Genomic DNA, 15,146 nt, shown 5'->3' on the forward strand with positions numbered 1-15,146 from the left:
GCATGTCGCGCAATTTAATACCAGCACTTGAGCCAATACCGAAACATTATTACCCAAGGATCCCGCCATGAGCTTCCGCCTGCAGCCCGCTGCGCCCGCCCGTCCGAACCGCTGCCAGCTCTTCGGTCCCGGCTCGCGCCCGGCGATCTTCGAGAAAATGGCGACCTCGGCCGCCGATGTCATCAACCTCGATCTCGAGGATTCCGTGGCCCCCGGGGACAAGGACAACGCGCGCGCCAACGTGATCCAGGCCATCGGCGATGTCGACTGGGGAACAAAAACCCTCTCGGTGCGGATCAACGGGCTCGACACGCCCTGGTGGTACCGCGACGTCGTCGACCTGCTCGAACAGGCCAGCGAGCGGCTCGACCAGATCATGATCCCGAAAGTCGGCTGCGCGGCGGATGTCTATGCCGTCGACGCGCTGGTCACCGCGGTCGAAGCGGCGAAGGGCCGCGACAAGCGCATCGCCTTCGAGGTCATCATCGAAAGTGCGGCCGGCATCGCCCATGTCGAGGAGATCGCCGCCGCATCGCCGCGACTTCAGGCGATGTCGCTCGGGGCTGCGGATTTCGCGGCCTCGATGGGCATGCAGACGACCGGCATCGGCGGCACGCAGGAAAATTACTACATGCTGCGCGACGGCCGGAAGCACTGGTCCGACCCCTGGCACTGGGCGCAGGCGGCCATCGTCGCCGCCTGCCGCACCCATGGCGTGCTGCCCGTGGACGGTCCTTTCGGGGATTTCTCCGACGACGAGGGGTTCCGCGCCCAGGCGCTGCGCTCCGCGACGCTGGGCATGGTCGGCAAGTGGGCCATTCATCCCCGGCAGGTAACGCTTGCCAACGAGGTCTTCACCCCCACCGAGGACGCGGTGAACGAGGCCCGCGAGATCCTCGCGGCCATGGAAGAGGCCAAGGCCAAGGGCGAAGGCGCCACGGTCTACAAGGGCCGGCTGGTCGACATAGCCTCGATCAAGCAGGCCGAGGTGATCGTGCGGCAATACGAGATGATCGCCGGCTGACACCCGAACCGCGGCCCGCGACCCGGATCACAACACCGTAGGTGCTGGTCGCGGACGTGGATTTCCCCGCCCGAGGCGTTAGGCTTCTGGAAAAGCTGCCGGTTTCGGAGGAGATACCCATGCGCCGCATCCTGATTGCCCTCACCGCCCTTTTCGCCACCGCCGCGCAGGCCGAGATCGCGCCGCGCGACGGATGGATCATCCACGAGACCGAAAAATCCCATGCCGAACTGGTCGACAGTCTCAAGGCGGCGGTCAAGGATAACGGTTTCGGCGTGGTCACCGAGGCAGGCCCGACCGCGATGGCGGCGCAACGCGGCATCGAGATCCCGGAGAACCGCGTCGTCGGCGTGTTCAACAACGACTACGCGGTGAAGATCCTCGACCTGTCGGTCGCCGCGATGATCGAGGCACCGGTACGGTTCTACGTCACCGAGGAAGAGGACGGCACCGCGACACTGTCCTACAAGACGCCGAGCTTCGTCTTCCTGCCCTATGCCGATGACGGCGGCGACCTGCTCGCCGCACTGGCGGCCGAACTCGACACCAAGTTCAACGACATCGCGATGGCCGCGATCGAATAGGCTCAGGCGCGCTCGTCCTTGGGCGAGCCCATCACCACGTAGGATGTGATCGCGCTGACCTGCGGCAGGGCGCCGAGCATGTCGGTATGAAACGCCTTGTAGCTCTTGAGGTCCGCGCATTCGACCCGAAGCAGGTATTCGATGGTCCCGGTGATGTTGTGGCACTCGCGCACTTCCGGCGCGCGCGAGATCGCCTTTTCGAAGGCTTCCTGAGACACCTTGGAATGGTTGTTCAGCCCCACGCCGATATAGGCCACGAAGCCCACGCCGAGAGCCGTGCGGTCAAGCACCGCCCGGTAGCCGGTGATCAGCCCGCTGCGTTCCATTTCCTGCACCCGGCGCAGGCAGGCCGAGGGCGACAGCCCGACCCGCTCGGCAAGTTCGAGGTTGCTGATCCGGCCGTTGCGCGTCAGCTCCTGCAATATCCGCTCGGATTTCTCATCGATTCTCGCCATTAGTTGCAAATCTAGCGCAAAACTGCCCGCATTCGCAATTTCATGTCCGCAAATCCGGGCGATCATTGCGTCATGACCATCGACCAACTCACAGCACTTGTCGCCTTTGCCTTCGTCAGCTCGGTGACGCCGGGACCCAACAACCTGATGCTTATGGCCTCGGGCGCCAACTTCGGCTTCCGCCGGTCCATCCCGCACATGCTGGGCATCGGGATCGGCTTCACCGTGATGGTGCTGCTGGTCGGAACCGGGCTGATGCAGGTCTTCGATCGCTATCCGGTGAGCTACACGGTGCTGCGCGCAGCCTCGGTCGCCTACCTGCTGTGGCTGGCCTGGAAGATCGCGCACGCCGCACCGAGCGGTCGGGGCGCAGGCAGACCGCGACCGATGACCTTTTTGCAGGCGGCCGCCTTCCAGTGGGTCAACCCCAAGGCCTGGGCAATGGCGCTGACCGCCAACAGCCTCTATGCTCCCGACGCCACGCTCTGGGCCTTCGCCCTGGTGGCGGGGGTCTTCGGTGTCGTGAACCTGCCTTCGGTCTCGGTCTGGACCGTGCTCGGCCAGCAGATGGCGCGCCTTCTCATCAACCCGCGCCGCCTCGCCGCCTTCAACTGGACGATGGCCGCCCTGCTGGTCGCCTCGCTTTACCCGGTGCTCGTGCCCTAGGGCTGCTGCAGCGTTGCATTGGACGCGCGCTCCGGCCATATATCGCGGACCAACCGGAGTAGCGCATGACCCAGTACCTGGATTTCGAGAAACCGCTGGCCGAGATCGAAGGCAAGGCCGAAGAACTGCGCGCGCTGGCCCGTGGCGAGACCGAGATGGACGTCGCAGCCGAGGCGGCGGCGCTCGACGCGAAGGCCAAGGCGCTGCTTGACGATCTTTACAATTCGTTGACCCCGTGGCGCAAATGCCAGGTCGCGCGACATCCCGAACGACCGCATTGCAAGGATTACATCGACGCGCTTTTCGACGAGTTCACGCCCCTGGCCGGCGACCGCAACTTTGCTGACGACCACGCGGTTATGGGCGGGCTTGCGCGGTTCCAGGACCGTCCGGTGATGGTCATCGGCCACGAGAAGGGCAACGACACCAAAAGCCGGATCGAGCGCAACTTCGGCATGGCCCGGCCCGAGGGCTACCGCAAGGCGATCCGCCTCATGGAACTGGCGGGCAAGTTCGGCCTGCCGGTCATCACGCTCGTCGACACGCCCGGCGCCTATCCCGGCAAGGGCGCGGAAGAGCGCGGCCAGTCCGAGGCGATCGCGCGGTCGACCGAGAAATGCCTGCAGATCGGTGTGCCGCTAATCTCGGTGGTGATCGGCGAAGGCGGTTCGGGCGGCGCGGTGGCTTTCGCGACCGCGGACCGGGTGGCGATGCTGGAGCATTCCGTCTACTCGGTGATCAGCCCCGAGGGCTGTGCCTCGATCCTGTGGAAGGATGCCGAGAAGATGCGCGAGGCCGCCGAGGCGCTGCGGCTGACCGCGCAGGATCTGAAGAAGCTCGGCGTCACCGACCGCATCATCGAAGAGCCCAAGGGCGGCGCACACCGCGACCGCGCCGCGACGATCAAGTCCGTCGGCAAAGCGATCGCCGCGATGCTGAAGGAGCTAGACGGCAAGGAGCCCGCCACGCTGGTCTCCGACCGCCGGCGCAAGTTCCTCGACATCGGCTCGAAGGGCCTCGCCGCCTGAGCCTCAGCTTGCCAGCAGGCGCAACCCCTGGGTGACGTCCGAGCGGACCGCGAGGCGCAGACCGGGCTCGTCGCCCGCACGCAGGGCGGCGATGATCAGGCGATGGAAATGCGGCGGCTCGGTCTGTCGCAGGCGCCCGTAGAGCGCCCGCATCGTCGGCCCCAACTGCAGCCACACCGTCTCGGCCATCGCCAGCATCGCCGGGGCCTGCGCGCGCAGATAGAGCGTGCGGTGAAACTCGAGATTTGTGCGGATGTAGCTGACCGCGTCGCGATGCGCGACGGCTTCGGCGACGGCGGCGTTGATCGCCTGCAGCCGCTCGATCAGCGCCATGTGCGCGCGCGGCAGCGCACGGCTCGACAGTTCGACCTCGAGCAGCGCGCGCAGGGTCGCCAACTCCTCGATCCGCTCGTTGCTCAGTTCCGGGGTCGAAATGCGCCCCGAGGCCGACATCGTCAGCGCCCCCTCGGCGACAAGCCGGCGCACCGCCTCGCGCGCGGGCGTCATCGAGACCTCGTATTCCTTGCCAAGCCCGCGCAGCGTCAGCGCCTGCCCGGGCGGGATGTCGCCGTGCATGATCCGCGTGCGCAGGTTGCGGTAGAGGCGGTCATGGGCGAGTGGCAGCGCCTCGACGGGGCGTGAGTGAAGGTTCATGCGCCTTTTGTGATCACAACGTGACGGGCCGTCAAGAGATCCGCCTCCGGGCGGCTCAGAAGCGGTAGCGGTGCAACTCCGCGCCGTTCTTGCGCAGCCAGCCGCGCGGCGCGGCGTAGTCGCCGTGGATGCGGGCGACCTCGGCCCAGAACGCCGGTGAATGGTTCATCTGCGCCAGGTGCGCGACCTCATGTGCAGCAACGTAGTCGAGCACTTCGTCCGGGGCGAGAATCAGCCGCCAGGAGAACATCAGCCCGCCGTCCGAGGTGCACGACCCCCAGCGCGAGCGGGTGTCACGCAGGGTAATCCGCTGGTACGACCGCCCAAGCCGGGCCGCGTAGCGGTCGGCGGCTTCTGCAAGACGCGCGCGGGCGAGTTCACGCAGATGCCCGCCCAGCCGCGCGCCGACGCGCGCCGGATCGCCGGGCACCGACACCTCCGCATCCGAAAGCATCACTCGCCGGCCGGCGCCCGGCACGATCAGACGCGGGCGTCCCGCGACCGGCACGCTGGCCCCCAAAGCCACCGTCACCGCGTCCGAGCGGGCATCCAGATGTTTGCGGATCCAGCCTTCCTTTTCCCTGGCGAAGTCGATCGCCTCGCGCGCGGCGAGGCGTTTCGGCAGGGTCAGCGTAACCCGCCCGTCAAGCTGCGAGATGCGCAGCGAGATGCGCCGCGCCCGCGCCGAGCGGCGCAGCACCAGCGGAATCGGCGGATCGCCGGGAAGAACCGGATCGGACATGACGCTCCCTTGCCGCTGCCCCTCGCAAGGCAGCCCTTTACAGCCTCCCCGTCATATGGCAGTTGGCCGGAATCATCTACATCCCAACAGCTGTTCGAAGGGGATTTCCATGCCCAAGGAAGAATGGGGAACGAAGCGCGTCTGCCCCACGACGGGAAAGCGTTTCTACGATCTGAACCAGAACCCGATCATCAGCCCCTACACGGGCGAGCAGGTCGAGGTCGACATGTCGCGCGCGCGCATGATCGCCGCCGACAACGAGGACGCGGCGACGACCAAGGCCAAGAAGAACGCGGCCCAGAGCGACGACACCGTGATCGAGGACGACGAAGAGGTTGATGTCGACATCGACGACGATCTGCTCGACGAGGACGAGGACGACGATGACGACGTCTCGCTCGACTCGCTGACCGACGTCGCGGCGCCGGACGACGACTGATCCGGCCTTACGCCGGGGCGGTTCGATTTTCCTCTTGATCCCGCCCCGAGTTGCGCCTATTCAGCGGCGCACCACGGAACCAGACGTGGGACTGCTGCGGGCCAGACCGGCCCGCCTGTTGGGGCCTTAGCTCAGCTGGGAGAGCGCTTGCATGGCATGCAAGAGGTCACCGGTTCGATCCCGGTAGGCTCCACCAAACCTCCTTTTCTTCGGGACCAAACGTTACGCTTGTTCGACGGGGGTGCGGACATGCGCGCCCATGAGCGGAGCCTTCGATGCAAGAAGGCTGTATCCGGGCGAAAGCTGTGACCCTCGCTGGCCGGTCGCCGGCCAGGGTATCGACCCGCCCGCGTTCCCTGCGCGGTGAGTGAAGCGTCGTCTCGTCAGCGCTGCGGCGTGTACCAGACCGGCGACGTCCAGGCGCGTTCCTGGATCGAGGGCGGCAGCCCCTCCGGGATCTCGACGCCAAGCGCAACGGCGTCATGGGTCGACCAGCGCGGTGTCGGGATCTGCAGAACCCGGGCGTAGTAAAAGGCCGGCAGTGCCGCGTCGAAATCCGGATCGGTCCAGGTCGCGGTCAATTCGGGCGCGCCGATATCGTTGGTGTAGCTCGCCGTGGCCACATCGACGGTGTTTCCCACCGCCTCGCTGCCGTCGCTGCGCCCGTCCGACAGCGCGACATCGTAGATCTGTTCCATCTGCTCGCCGTTCTCGACCCACCCCTTGACGATCTGGATACGGTCGAGATTGGCCCCGTCGGCTTCCTTCATCGCCGCGACCAGCAGCATCGGCGCCGCCCCGTCCGGCGCCGCCGGCAGGTCGCCGCCCATCGGCACACCACCGTCATAGGCGGCCTGAAGCCAGTCGGCGCTGTTCATGGCGTCCTCGGCGTAGTCGAAACCAGCAAACAGGCGCACTTTCATCCGAACGCCCGAGGTCGCGAAGGTCTCCTTGCGCATCATCGCGTCGAAGATCGCCTCGCGGGTGTTCGATTCGGCCCAGACGCCCGCCACGCCGCCGGTGCTGAACTGCTGCACCTGCTTGATCGCGGACTGTGGCACCCCTGGCGGGCCTTCGAGGCGATGCCGGGGTTCCTGCTCGAAGCCGAACTTGCCCGTGTAATTGTCTTCCTCGATGGAGGCGGCGGCATTGTGCGTGTCGCTGTCACCGATGAAACCGAACTTGAACGGGTTGCCCTTGCCCTCCTCTTCGTAGCGCATGCCCCGGATCAGTGCCTCGCGGGCGTATCCGCCCAAGCGGTTCTCGGGCGGCACTGCCTCCGGAGACAAGGTGTAGTCCCAGATCTCGAAGTTGGCGAACTCGTCGTTCGGGCTCATCGCCGGGAAGACCTCGGAGGTGCCCTTGATCTGCGTCAGCTCGAACAGCGGCTCGTTGCGGGTGCGCCGCTCGGCGTAGTCGGCATCGACGGTCACACCGCCCGTCGCCTCGCCCACCGGGAACATCATGCCGTCGCTGGCATTGCCGTTGTGCGGCACCGCAAGAAGGGTCGAGCCGGCCGCGCGCTGCGCCTCCATCCAGTCCCAGAGCTCGGACGGAACGCTGGTGTCCATCGCCGTGAGCGGCATGTCGGGCACATTCTGGGAATCGCGGAAAAGCACCACCCGGTGCAGGTTCTGCCAGTTCGGGGCCGAGGTCCATTCGAACGCCGGGAAGGTGGTGAACTGCCCCGGCTCGTAGTGCGAATCGGTGATCTTCACGACTTCGGCCCACAGGCTTTCGCGCAACTCCGGGGCATAGAGCACAGGGTCAGGACTGGGCGGGACCCCGTAGATCTGGTCGGAGATTTCCTGGTAGGCGGCAAAGGAGGCCTCGGGGTCGCCCCCGAAAACGTCCATCGCAAGTGGATGCTGGCCAACTTCAGTGGTCTCGTCGGCCATCAGCGGCAGAACGCCAAGGTATTCGGCGTGTTCGGACACCGCGTACCAGTCGAGCGGTTCGAGGATCTGCAGGTCCGGCAGTCCGGCCCCGCCCGAGATCGCCTCGCCCTTGGCCCAGCGATACGCGGCGTCCGGTGTGGTGATGGAGCCGTTCGTCGTTGCATCGAACGACCAGCCTGAATGCACGTGCAGGTTCCCGAAGTAAGCGTCACGGAGGGGGTTCGTCGCAACCTCCTGCGCGGCGGCAAACCCCGCGGTCGCGACGAGACCCAACGACACGGTTACAAGTCTGATCATGGCTTCACCTCTTCGACGATGCGTTTCTTACCTTAGGTAGCATCACGTCCTGTGTCGACTTGGTGACAATTCTCCCGCACGACCGGTTGTAGCAAAAGGCGCGCGTTTCCAGGCCGAAGCGGAAGCAACATGGTTCTACGTCGGCGTATCGGTTGAGCCTCGGGCCTTGTCGGACCACCCGACGAACAGTCGCGCGCCATTTTAAAAAAAAACGCGCCTCAGCGGCGCGCCCTTCATGCAGGTGTCGCATTTCTCGGTTATCGCTGCGAGCGTTCCTCGAGCGTGTCGGCGCACAAAAGTGCAATTGCCAGCAGCACGACCGCGAATGCTCCGAAGGCCGAATAGGTCATGATTGCCTTGAACGCGGAAGCGCCGGTCAGAAGGCTCGTCACGAATGCGATAAACCCCATGGTGCTACCAAACGTCATGTAGAGTATCGACATTTCACCTCCCCAGGTGGGTCACGACGATCGGCCGAGGGCCGCTTCTCTCATCACTGACACCGTTATACACGTGCCAGTAGTATTAATCACCATTGAAATTAATATTTCTTCAACTTTCCCCAAATCGTCCCGTCTTCGGCAACAAATACCGGATCGGGTCGTCGATTTGCCACGAAAATTGCACGAATGCCACACCAATCTCGGCTCTCATCCAGCAGAACGGGCGATTCGCGCTATAGGGGTGATACCTGCGGCAACCGATCGGCCAGATTGCGAACATGGCGGGTCAACCGTTTTCGAATCGCAGGCTCAGCCGGCGCGTCCCGCCCCGCCCTTGCGGATCAAGCCTACGGCCGGGTCGTAGCCGACGATCGCGCCGGCAAGGAACACCGCAAAGGATGCCGCCACCCAGACCAGCGCCGCGCCGTTGAACTGCTGGTACATCGCAAAGCGCAGCAGTTCGACCGCGTGGGTGAAGGGGTTGAGCGCGCAGATGTCACGCAGCAGCGGCGAGCTTTCGGCCATCTTCCAAAGCGGGTAGAGCGCGGAGGACAGAAAGAACATCGGGAAGATGACGAAGTTCATGACACCGGCGAAGTTCTCCAGTTGCCGGATCGTCGACGAGATCAGCAGGCCCAGCGCACCGAGCATGAGCCCGGTGAGGATCAGCACCGGGAAGGCCCAGGCGTAGCCCGCCACGGGCAGCTCGATGCCGAAGCCCCAGGCAATGACGAGAAACACATAGACCTGCAGGATCGACACGGCCGTGCCGGCCAGAAGCTTGCAGAACAAAAGCCAGCCGCGCGGCAGGCGGCTGGTCAGGAGCAGGCGCATCGACCCCATCTCCTGGTCGTAGACGAGGCTGAGCGAGGACTGCATCCCGTTGAAAAGCTGGATCATCCCGCACAGGCCCGGGACGATGTAGACCTCGTAGGTGATGTAGGTCTGGTAGGGCGCGATGATCGACAGGCCTAGCGCGGCGCGAAAGCCGGCGGCAAAGACCACCAGCCACACCAGTGGACGCACCAGCGCGGCGAGGAACCGGCTGCGCTGGTTGACGAACCGTGTCGCCTCGCGGCGGGTAATGGCCCAGAGCGCGACGAGATAGGCGTTCAAAGCGCCACCTGCCGTTGCGGGGCGCGATCGGTCATGGCGATGAAGGCGTCGATCAGGCTGCCCTGCCCCGCGATCCGGCTGGCACGGTCATGCGCCAGCACCCGGCCTTCGTGCAGGACGACGACGTCGTCCTCGGGGCGGATCTCGTCGACGAGATGCGTGGCCCAGAAGACGGTCAGCCCGCCGTCCGCGAGGTCGTGCACATGCTCAGTGATCGCCCGGCGGCTTGCGGTGTCGAGCCCGACGGTCGGCTCGTCGAGCAGCAGGACCTGCGGGTCGTGGATCAGCGCGCGGGCGATCTCCATGCGCCGGCGGTGTCCGCCGTTCAGCCCGCGCGCCTTCTCGCCGCGGCGTTCGCGCATCGCCAGCCGGTCGAGTGCCGCGTCGATGTTGCGGGCCGCGGCCCGCCCCGAAAGCCCTTGCAGCGCCGCGAAATAGCGCAGGTTCTGATCCACGGTCATGTCGAGTTCGATGGTCTGCTGCTGGAACACGACGCCGATCTTGCCCAGCGCCGCGCGGGGCGCGTGCGCGAGGTCGTGCCCGGCCACCTCGATCTGCCCCTCGCGCGTCACCAGAAGATGCGTCAGAAGCGCAAACAGCGTCGACTTGCCGGCTCCGTTGGGTCCGAGAAGGGCGCAAAAGCGCCCGTTCTCGAGTTCAAAGCTCACGTCGTCGAGTGCCACCCTCGTGCCGTAGCGATAGGTCACGTTGCGGACAGCGAGGGTGCTCATGACCTACTGGATCACGATCTCGACGCGCTGACCTTCGCCCGTCGATCCCGGCTGGCGCAGGAAGTAGCGTCCGGGCTTGATGGCAATGAACTCGATCTCCATTGTGCCTGCCTCGTCGAACTCGACGCTCTCGATACCAAAGGGTCGGATCTCCAGCCCGTTGATAACGATCTCGTTGATCCAGATTGCCCGGAAGAAGCCCGGCCCTTCAAGAGCGAGCTCGCCTGTGCCGTCGGCCACGATTTCGAGCTCGTAACCGGTGCCGGATTTCAGCGTGACCGGCCCCTCGGCGATCGGTTTTCCGACCGAGAGAGTGATCTCGTCCATCTCTTCCATGTTGTCGTTGGACAGGATGCCGGCAAATCCGAATTCATGCGCCAACGCGGGCGTGGCCGTCATCAGGGCGGCAACGATGGCAAGGGTCTTCATGATCATGTCTCCTTTTGAAGCATTGATTCCCGAGTGGCGGGATGGCCCGCAAGTGTCAGGGTCCGGTCGGCGAGCCTGTCGGCTTCCGGGCGCGCGTGGGTGACGAAGATGGTCGCGGGGCGAATCCGCGCGATCAAGCGTTCGGTCAGTCCCAGCATCTCGTCCGCGGTCTTTGCATCGAGCGACGCGAAGGGTTCGTCCATGATCAGGAGTTCGGGCCGTCCTGCGAAGCCGCGGGCAAGTGCCAGCCGGCGCTGCTGACCCAGCGACAGCTGACCGGGATAGTGCTGCGCCTTCGTTCCGAGACCTACGTCTTCCAGCGCCGCCTGCGCGGCGTCGCGCGACAGATCTGGGTGCACGAGGCGCAGGTTGTCGAGGGCCGAGCGCCAGTCGAGCAGCACAGGCTCCTGGAACACGATCGCCATGCGGTCGGGTCGCCGCACGCTGCCCTCGAAGGTGGCGTCGATCCCGGCGACGATCCTCAGCAGCGTCGACTTGCCGATACCCGACGGCCCCAGCAGCGCCAGCGTCTCGCCCGGTGCGACGCCAAAGCGAATGTCGCGCAGCACCTGCGTCTGCCCGAACCACTTGGCGGCCACGTCCACCTCGATCATGCCGACCTCCAGCGCCGCACACGGGTCTCCCACGGCTGCAGCAGCGCCCATTCGACGGCCAGCATCAGCGCGATGAACGACAGCGCGTAGATCAGGACATGCGTCACGTCGAAGAGCTGGAAGTAGAGATGGATCTGGAAGCCTATGCCATCCGAGCGCCCGAGGAATTCGACCACGAGCACGATCTTCCAAATCACAGCGATACCGGAGCGCGCGGCCGCGGTGATATAGGGCGCGAGTTGCGGCAGAACGATATGCCGCAGGCGCCGCCAGCGCGACATGGCAAAGACCTGCGCCATCGCCGAAAGGTTCGGATCGAGGGCGCGCGCGCCCTCGCGCACGATGGTCGTCACATTGGGGACCTTGTTGAGCGTGACGGCGGCGATCGCGGCGGTCTCGTTGAGGCCGATCCAGAGATAGCACAGCACGATCAGTACTAGCGCCGGCAGGTTGAGAAACACCACCAGCCAGGCGTCGAGCCAGCGGTCGAGGCGCGGTTTCAGCCCCATCGCGAGACCCAGCGCGATGCCCAGCACCATCGCCAGCGCAAAGGCCCAGGCGACACGTATCAGCGTGCGCCAGAGGTGATGCAACAGCTCGCCCGAGGTGAGTTCGATCCAGAACGGCCCAACCAACGCCTGCGGCATCGGCAGCACCTGCGGGTCGTCGGCGATCCATGCCACGACGGCCCAGAAGACCAGCAGCCCCAGCAGCGAGGCGATGCGGACACCCAGCCCGCCGGTCGTCATTGCGTCCCGCGTCATTCAATGTCCGCAAAAAGACCTTCGGGCAGGGTCGTGGCCTCGCCCACGAGCTGCGCGCCGCCCAGGTCTGCCATCAGCTTTAGAAGCTCGTCGGCGGCGGCTTCGTTCACCGCCCCCCGCGCCGGGATTCCGGCGCGCCAGTCGTCGCGAAGGCGCGCAAACGCGGCATCGTCGGCGGCGTTCATCCGCGGGCGCAGGTCCGCCCAGGGCGCATCGCTCTCCAACAGCGCCTTGGCGTCGCGGGACGCCTCGTAGAGCGCCTGGTCGATGCCCGGGTGTGCGGCGATGTAGCTTTCCTTGAGCACGTAGCCCAGAAGCGGCACCTCGGGGTCGAGCCCCAGCGCTTCGGACGCGGTCTCGACCGAGATCAGCTCGCGCATGCCTGCGGCCTTCATCTTTGCGAGGAAATGCCAGAAATTGATCGCGCCCGCGGTCTCGCCTGAAAGTGCGCTCTTGAAGATCAGCGGCGGCGCGCCGAAGACCTGTTCGGTCTCGGCCTTGAGGTCCATGCCGTATTTCTGCGTCGCATAGGCGCGCAGGATCAGCCAGCTTTTGTCGAGCGGGCCGCCGGCGATCCCGATCTTGCCGCCCGCGAGGTCCGGCAAGCTCTGCGCGGCGCTGTCTTCGGGCACGACCAACCCACCCACGGCCTTGGAATAGGGGATGAACACGTAATCCCTGCCTGCGGCGCGCTGGCGCGCCACCCAGATCCAGTCGGCGACCATCATGTCAGCCGTGCCGCCTTCCATCGCGACGCGGGTGGCCCCGTTGTCGGCATAGGGCTGCATCTGCAGCTCGAACCCGTGGCGCGTGTCGAAACCGTTGGCGACGATGGTGTCGAGTTCCCAGTTCACCGTTCCGATCTTCAACGTGGCGGCGCGAAGAACCGGCAGATCTTCGGCCCACGCGGGCGACGCAAGGGCTAAACCCAGGCTGACGATCCAGAGTGCCCGTCTCGCGAACATCGTCCCTCCTTGTCCGGCGCGCCGCATCACCTCAGTTGGGTTGCACCACGACACCCCAAGGCTGCTGACCAACCTGGATCGAGCGCACGGCCTTTTCATCGGCGACGTCGATCACGGTGATGTCGTTGGAATTGCCGTTGGTGGTCAGAAGGTATTTCTCGTCTGGCGTGAAGGCCATCTGCCAGACCCGCTGGCCCACGAGGATGTAGTCGAGCACCTCGTCGGTCTCGGCGTCGATCACGGCCACGCGGTTGGCCGGGCCGAGCGCCACGAAAACCCTGCTGCCGTCGGAGGTGGCCTTGACGCCGACCGGCTGCAGCCATTCGGGCTGCACGCCCGAGACCTCGAAGCCGATCTTGTCGGTCAGCGCCGGCGGCCCGGCGGTCATGTCGATCACGCTGACCGTGCCGCCGATCTCGGACGACACGTAAAGCTTTTCGCCGTCGGCGGTGAACTCGGCATAGCGCGGGCGCTGGTCGACGAGGATGTTGTGCTTGATCGCGTAGTCCGAGGTGTCGATGAAATGCGCCATGTTGGTGGTCTCGGAGGTGTTGATGACCCAGGCGCTGTCGGGGCTGATCGCCATACCCTCGGGCTCGACGCCCACCGGAACCTCGGACAGGACGGTGCGCGTCTCGGTATCGACCACGGTGACGAGGTTGTCGTCCTCGTTGGCGATGTAGAGCGGGTTGCCCGAGGGGTGCAGCACGAAAAGCTCCGGGTCGGGACCCGAGGGCAGCGTGTGCAGCTCCTCGTAGGTTTCGGTATCGAAGACCCGCACGAGGTTGTCGTCCGAGGCGCAGACATAAAGCTTGCTGCCGTCCGGGCTGATGGTGATGCCGCGCGGGCGGTTGCCGGCGGGAAACTCCTCTAGCACTTCCCAGCTGTCGCCGTCGATTACCGTCACGGTGTTCCCACGCTCGTTGCTGACGAAGATCTTGTTCGCCATTGCCGGGGTCGCCACGACGAGCGCGGCGAGCCAACAGGCGGTGAGGCGGAGTGTGGTTCTGGGAATCATGTCATCCTCAATGCTGAAAGGCCTCGCAGGTGCTTTCGGGTGCGTCGAGACCGAGGGTGTCGAGGGTCGAGACCTGGTGCAGGAACCCGTCCTGCGGAGAGACGCTTACGGTGATCCGGCTGTCGGCAAGCAGGATCGGTTGACGCAATTGTCCGTTCCAGGGCCGGAAGGTCACGGGGCGGCCCTTGAACGCGGCGAGCTCGAAGGCATCACTCAGAATGTAGTCGCGCAGCGTCGCGGGATCGGCGGCGTTGGTCCGGATGACCGCCTCGCCGATCACCCGCAGCGCCAGCCAGACCTCGTAGTCTTCCTCGCGAACATAGCGGCCGGTCAGCTCCTCGAAGCGGCGCTGGAATTGCGTCGCCCCCCAGGCCTCGTGCGCGGCGTGAAACGTCACAGGGCGCAGACCCGCCGAGCCCATCACCGGACGCGGTGTCCAGAGGTGAAACGGCAGGTAGGGCGCGAAGACGTCCGAGGCATCGGCTGCGATCACCGCGTCATGCGCCTCGGCCTCCTGCATGAAGACCGGCAATTGCCGCTGCACCTGGACGTGGCCGGTGTCGGTCCGGCGCGAGCCTCCGGTGTCCTCGAACTCGCGTTCCTCGACGATCTCAGTGCCGAACTTTGCGGCGGATCGTCGGTAGGCCTCGGCAAGAGCTTGGTCGGGCGGGTTGGAGCCGTGCACGAGGAAAAGTTCGCGCCACTGTTTCCACGCCGCGAACTGGATGACTGCGTCGGCCAGCATCGCGTTCGACGGCGCGACGTGAAGCAGGTTGGGGCGGCAGTCTGCGCCGCGCAGCGCCTCCGCCCGGGCTCCGGCGTTGAACACCAGCGCCTCGTCACCGGCAAGGTCGGCGACCCGCAGCGTGTCGGCGGCATCGGCGAGCACGACCAGTAGCCCGACCCCGGTCGAGAGAGCGGCCGCGACGGTCCCTTCAAGCGCCTCGGGGGTCGTGGCAACGCTCTCGGAGGCAAAATTCATGCCCAGAAAGCTGCCCGTGGTCTGATTGTCCTCGTCCGCGAGGACCGCGCCGGCAAAGCCAAGATCGTCGGGCTTCCGATCATACCGGGAAATCGGCGCGAGCGTGGGATAGTCGACGCGAACCACCGTCGCCGCCACGTCGAGCGCATGCGCCGCCGTAGCCCCAAGCGACACCATCCAGGCCAAGCAAAAGATCGCAACCAGCGGTCGCGTCTGCCTCGTCCGCGGCATGATCCCATCCTCCCTCGGCACCACTGTGCACCCGCTGCAAGGGAAGTCAAAACCCATACCTTCGGC

18 protein-coding genes and 1 tRNA gene are annotated in these 15,146 nt (G+C 65.6%); 6 read left to right on the forward strand and 13 right to left on the reverse strand.

Annotated features, from left to right (window positions below; genetic code table 11):
* The first annotated feature begins 67 nt into the window (after positions 1-67).
* Together R5H30_RS11495 and R5H30_RS11500 are read left to right on the forward strand one after the other, a co-directional pair.
* Positions 68-1,024 carry an L-malyl-CoA/beta-methylmalyl-CoA lyase gene (locus R5H30_RS11495; RefSeq protein WP_318328487.1) on the forward strand — a complete coding sequence of 319 codons (957 nt, stop codon included), beginning with the start codon at positions 68-70 and terminating at the stop codon, positions 1,022-1,024.
* 119 nt (positions 1,025-1,143) lie between these two features.
* Complete coding sequence (locus R5H30_RS11500; protein ID WP_318328490.1) at positions 1,144-1,608, forward strand: DUF302 domain-containing protein; 465 nt, start codon at positions 1,144-1,146, stop codon at positions 1,606-1,608.
* A gap of 2 nt (positions 1,609-1,610) precedes the next feature.
* On the opposite strand, the gene R5H30_RS11505 is transcribed toward R5H30_RS11500, so the two are convergent.
* Positions 1,611-2,063 (reverse strand): Lrp/AsnC family transcriptional regulator, encoded by a 453-nt coding sequence (locus R5H30_RS11505; RefSeq protein ID WP_318328493.1) that lies wholly within the window; start codon positions 2,061-2,063, stop codon positions 1,611-1,613.
* 72 nt (positions 2,064-2,135) lie between these two features.
* Here R5H30_RS11505 and R5H30_RS11510 point away from each other — a divergent pair, with 72 nt between their 5' ends.
* A complete protein-coding gene (locus R5H30_RS11510; RefSeq protein WP_318328495.1) occupies positions 2,136-2,729 on the forward strand; it encodes a LysE family translocator in 594 nt (197 codons plus the stop codon).
* A 65-nt stretch (positions 2,730-2,794) separates the two neighbouring features.
* Positions 2,795-3,757, forward strand: coding sequence for an acetyl-CoA carboxylase carboxyltransferase subunit alpha (locus tag R5H30_RS11515; RefSeq protein ID WP_318328496.1), 963 nt, complete (start codon positions 2,795-2,797; stop codon positions 3,755-3,757).
* 3 nt (positions 3,758-3,760) lie between these two features.
* Here R5H30_RS11515 and R5H30_RS11520 read toward each other — a convergent pair whose 3' ends face one another.
* Positions 3,761-4,411 (reverse strand): GntR family transcriptional regulator, encoded by a 651-nt coding sequence (locus tag R5H30_RS11520; protein WP_318328499.1) that lies wholly within the window; start codon positions 4,409-4,411, stop codon positions 3,761-3,763.
* A gap of 55 nt (positions 4,412-4,466) precedes the next feature.
* Entirely contained in the window at positions 4,467-5,153 is a 687-nt protein-coding gene (locus R5H30_RS11525; RefSeq protein ID WP_318328501.1) for a M48 family metallopeptidase, read from the reverse strand.
* A gap of 109 nt (positions 5,154-5,262) precedes the next feature.
* On the opposite strand from R5H30_RS11525, the gene R5H30_RS11530 reads away from it, so the two are divergent.
* The gene (locus R5H30_RS11530; RefSeq protein ID WP_318328503.1) at positions 5,263-5,592 is read left to right on the forward strand and encodes a TIGR02300 family protein; all 330 of its coding nucleotides are present in this window, start codon (positions 5,263-5,265) and stop codon (positions 5,590-5,592) included.
* Positions 5,593-5,712: 120 nt separating this feature from the next.
* A tRNA-Ala gene (locus R5H30_RS11535) sits at positions 5,713-5,788 on the forward strand.
* A gap of 187 nt (positions 5,789-5,975) precedes the next feature.
* Here the strand turns inward: R5H30_RS11535 and R5H30_RS11540 are convergent.
* From R5H30_RS11540 to pedA1, 10 genes are all read right to left on the reverse strand, one after another.
* Positions 5,976-7,787 (reverse strand): DUF3604 domain-containing protein, encoded by a 1,812-nt coding sequence (locus tag R5H30_RS11540; RefSeq protein ID WP_318328505.1) that lies wholly within the window; start codon positions 7,785-7,787, stop codon positions 5,976-5,978.
* A gap of 257 nt (positions 7,788-8,044) precedes the next feature.
* Positions 8,045-8,215, reverse strand: coding sequence for a hypothetical protein (locus R5H30_RS11545; protein WP_318328508.1), 171 nt, complete (start codon positions 8,213-8,215; stop codon positions 8,045-8,047).
* 324 nt (positions 8,216-8,539) lie between these two features.
* Positions 8,540-9,346, reverse strand: coding sequence for a lanthanide ABC transporter permease protein PedC (pedC, locus tag R5H30_RS11550; protein WP_318328509.1), 807 nt, complete (start codon positions 9,344-9,346; stop codon positions 8,540-8,542).
* Complete coding sequence (pedB, locus tag R5H30_RS11555) at positions 9,343-10,077, reverse strand: lanthanide ABC transporter ATP-binding protein PedB/LutE (RefSeq protein ID WP_318328512.1); 735 nt, start codon at positions 10,075-10,077, stop codon at positions 9,343-9,345. Before pedB ends, pedC begins: the two co-directional genes overlap by 4 nt.
* A 3-nt stretch (positions 10,078-10,080) precedes the next feature.
* The gene (locus R5H30_RS11560) at positions 10,081-10,506 is read right to left on the reverse strand and encodes a cupredoxin domain-containing protein (RefSeq protein WP_412105131.1); all 426 of its coding nucleotides are present in this window, start codon (positions 10,504-10,506) and stop codon (positions 10,081-10,083) included.
* A gap of 2 nt (positions 10,507-10,508) precedes the next feature.
* Entirely contained in the window at positions 10,509-11,120 is a 612-nt protein-coding gene (locus R5H30_RS11565; protein WP_318328515.1) for an ABC transporter ATP-binding protein, read from the reverse strand.
* Entirely contained in the window at positions 11,117-11,884 is a 768-nt protein-coding gene (locus R5H30_RS11570; RefSeq protein ID WP_318328518.1) for an ABC transporter permease, read from the reverse strand. Before R5H30_RS11570 ends, R5H30_RS11565 begins: the two co-directional genes overlap by 4 nt.
* A complete protein-coding gene (locus R5H30_RS11575; RefSeq protein WP_318328521.1) occupies positions 11,881-12,849 on the reverse strand; it encodes an ABC transporter substrate-binding protein in 969 nt (322 codons plus the stop codon). The genes R5H30_RS11570 and R5H30_RS11575 overlap by 4 nt, the downstream gene beginning before the upstream one ends.
* Before the next feature lie 31 nt (positions 12,850-12,880).
* Positions 12,881-13,867, reverse strand: coding sequence for a YVTN family beta-propeller repeat protein (locus tag R5H30_RS11580; RefSeq protein WP_318328523.1), 987 nt, complete (start codon positions 13,865-13,867; stop codon positions 12,881-12,883).
* A 7-nt stretch (positions 13,868-13,874) separates the two neighbouring features.
* A complete protein-coding gene (pedA1, locus tag R5H30_RS11585) occupies positions 13,875-15,080 on the reverse strand; it encodes a lanthanide ABC transporter ABC transporter substrate-binding protein PedA1 (protein WP_412105132.1) in 1,206 nt (401 codons plus the stop codon).
* Positions 15,081-15,146 lie beyond the last annotated feature (66 nt).

Origin of the sequence: Roseobacter sp. FCG-D35 (assembly GCF_033436665.1) — a bacterium.
Lineage (GTDB): Bacteria > Pseudomonadota > Alphaproteobacteria > Rhodobacterales > Rhodobacteraceae > JAWQFO01.

What these genes read in the sequence shown, in the direction of transcription:
- R5H30_RS11495 (WP_318328487.1), top strand. Translation starts at nt 68, where the DNA reads ATGAGCTTCCGCCTGCAGCCCGCTGCGCCCGCCCGTCCGAACCGCTGC.
- R5H30_RS11500 (WP_318328490.1), top strand. Translation starts at nt 1,144, where the DNA reads ATGCGCCGCATCCTGATTGCCCTCACCGCCCTTTTCGCCACCGCCGCG.
- R5H30_RS11505 (WP_318328493.1), bottom strand. Translation starts at nt 2,063, where the DNA reads ATGGCGAGAATCGATGAGAAATCCGAGCGGATATTGCAGGAGCTGACG.
- R5H30_RS11510 (WP_318328495.1), top strand. Translation starts at nt 2,136, where the DNA reads ATGACCATCGACCAACTCACAGCACTTGTCGCCTTTGCCTTCGTCAGC.
- R5H30_RS11515 (WP_318328496.1), top strand. Translation starts at nt 2,795, where the DNA reads ATGACCCAGTACCTGGATTTCGAGAAACCGCTGGCCGAGATCGAAGGC.
- R5H30_RS11520 (WP_318328499.1), bottom strand. Translation starts at nt 4,411, where the DNA reads ATGAACCTTCACTCACGCCCCGTCGAGGCGCTGCCACTCGCCCATGAC.
- R5H30_RS11525 (WP_318328501.1), bottom strand. Translation starts at nt 5,153, where the DNA reads ATGTCCGATCCGGTTCTTCCCGGCGATCCGCCGATTCCGCTGGTGCTG.
- R5H30_RS11530 (WP_318328503.1), top strand. Translation starts at nt 5,263, where the DNA reads ATGCCCAAGGAAGAATGGGGAACGAAGCGCGTCTGCCCCACGACGGGA.
- R5H30_RS11540 (WP_318328505.1), bottom strand. Translation starts at nt 7,787, where the DNA reads ATGATCAGACTTGTAACCGTGTCGTTGGGTCTCGTCGCGACCGCGGGG.
- R5H30_RS11545 (WP_318328508.1), bottom strand. Translation starts at nt 8,215, where the DNA reads ATGACGTTTGGTAGCACCATGGGGTTTATCGCATTCGTGACGAGCCTT.
- pedB (WP_318328512.1), bottom strand. Translation starts at nt 10,077, where the DNA reads ATGAGCACCCTCGCTGTCCGCAACGTGACCTATCGCTACGGCACGAGG.
- R5H30_RS11560 (WP_412105131.1), bottom strand. Translation starts at nt 10,506, where the DNA reads ATGAAGACCCTTGCCATCGTTGCCGCCCTGATGACGGCCACGCCCGCG.
- R5H30_RS11565 (WP_318328515.1), bottom strand. Translation starts at nt 11,120, where the DNA reads ATGATCGAGGTGGACGTGGCCGCCAAGTGGTTCGGGCAGACGCAGGTG.
- R5H30_RS11570 (WP_318328518.1), bottom strand. Translation starts at nt 11,884, where the DNA reads ATGACGCGGGACGCAATGACGACCGGCGGGCTGGGTGTCCGCATCGCC.
- R5H30_RS11575 (WP_318328521.1), bottom strand. Translation starts at nt 12,849, where the DNA reads ATGTTCGCGAGACGGGCACTCTGGATCGTCAGCCTGGGTTTAGCCCTT.
- R5H30_RS11580 (WP_318328523.1), bottom strand. Translation starts at nt 13,867, where the DNA reads ATGATTCCCAGAACCACACTCCGCCTCACCGCCTGTTGGCTCGCCGCG.
- pedA1 (WP_412105132.1), bottom strand. Translation starts at nt 15,080, where the DNA reads ATGCCGCGGACGAGGCAGACGCGACCGCTGGTTGCGATCTTTTGCTTG.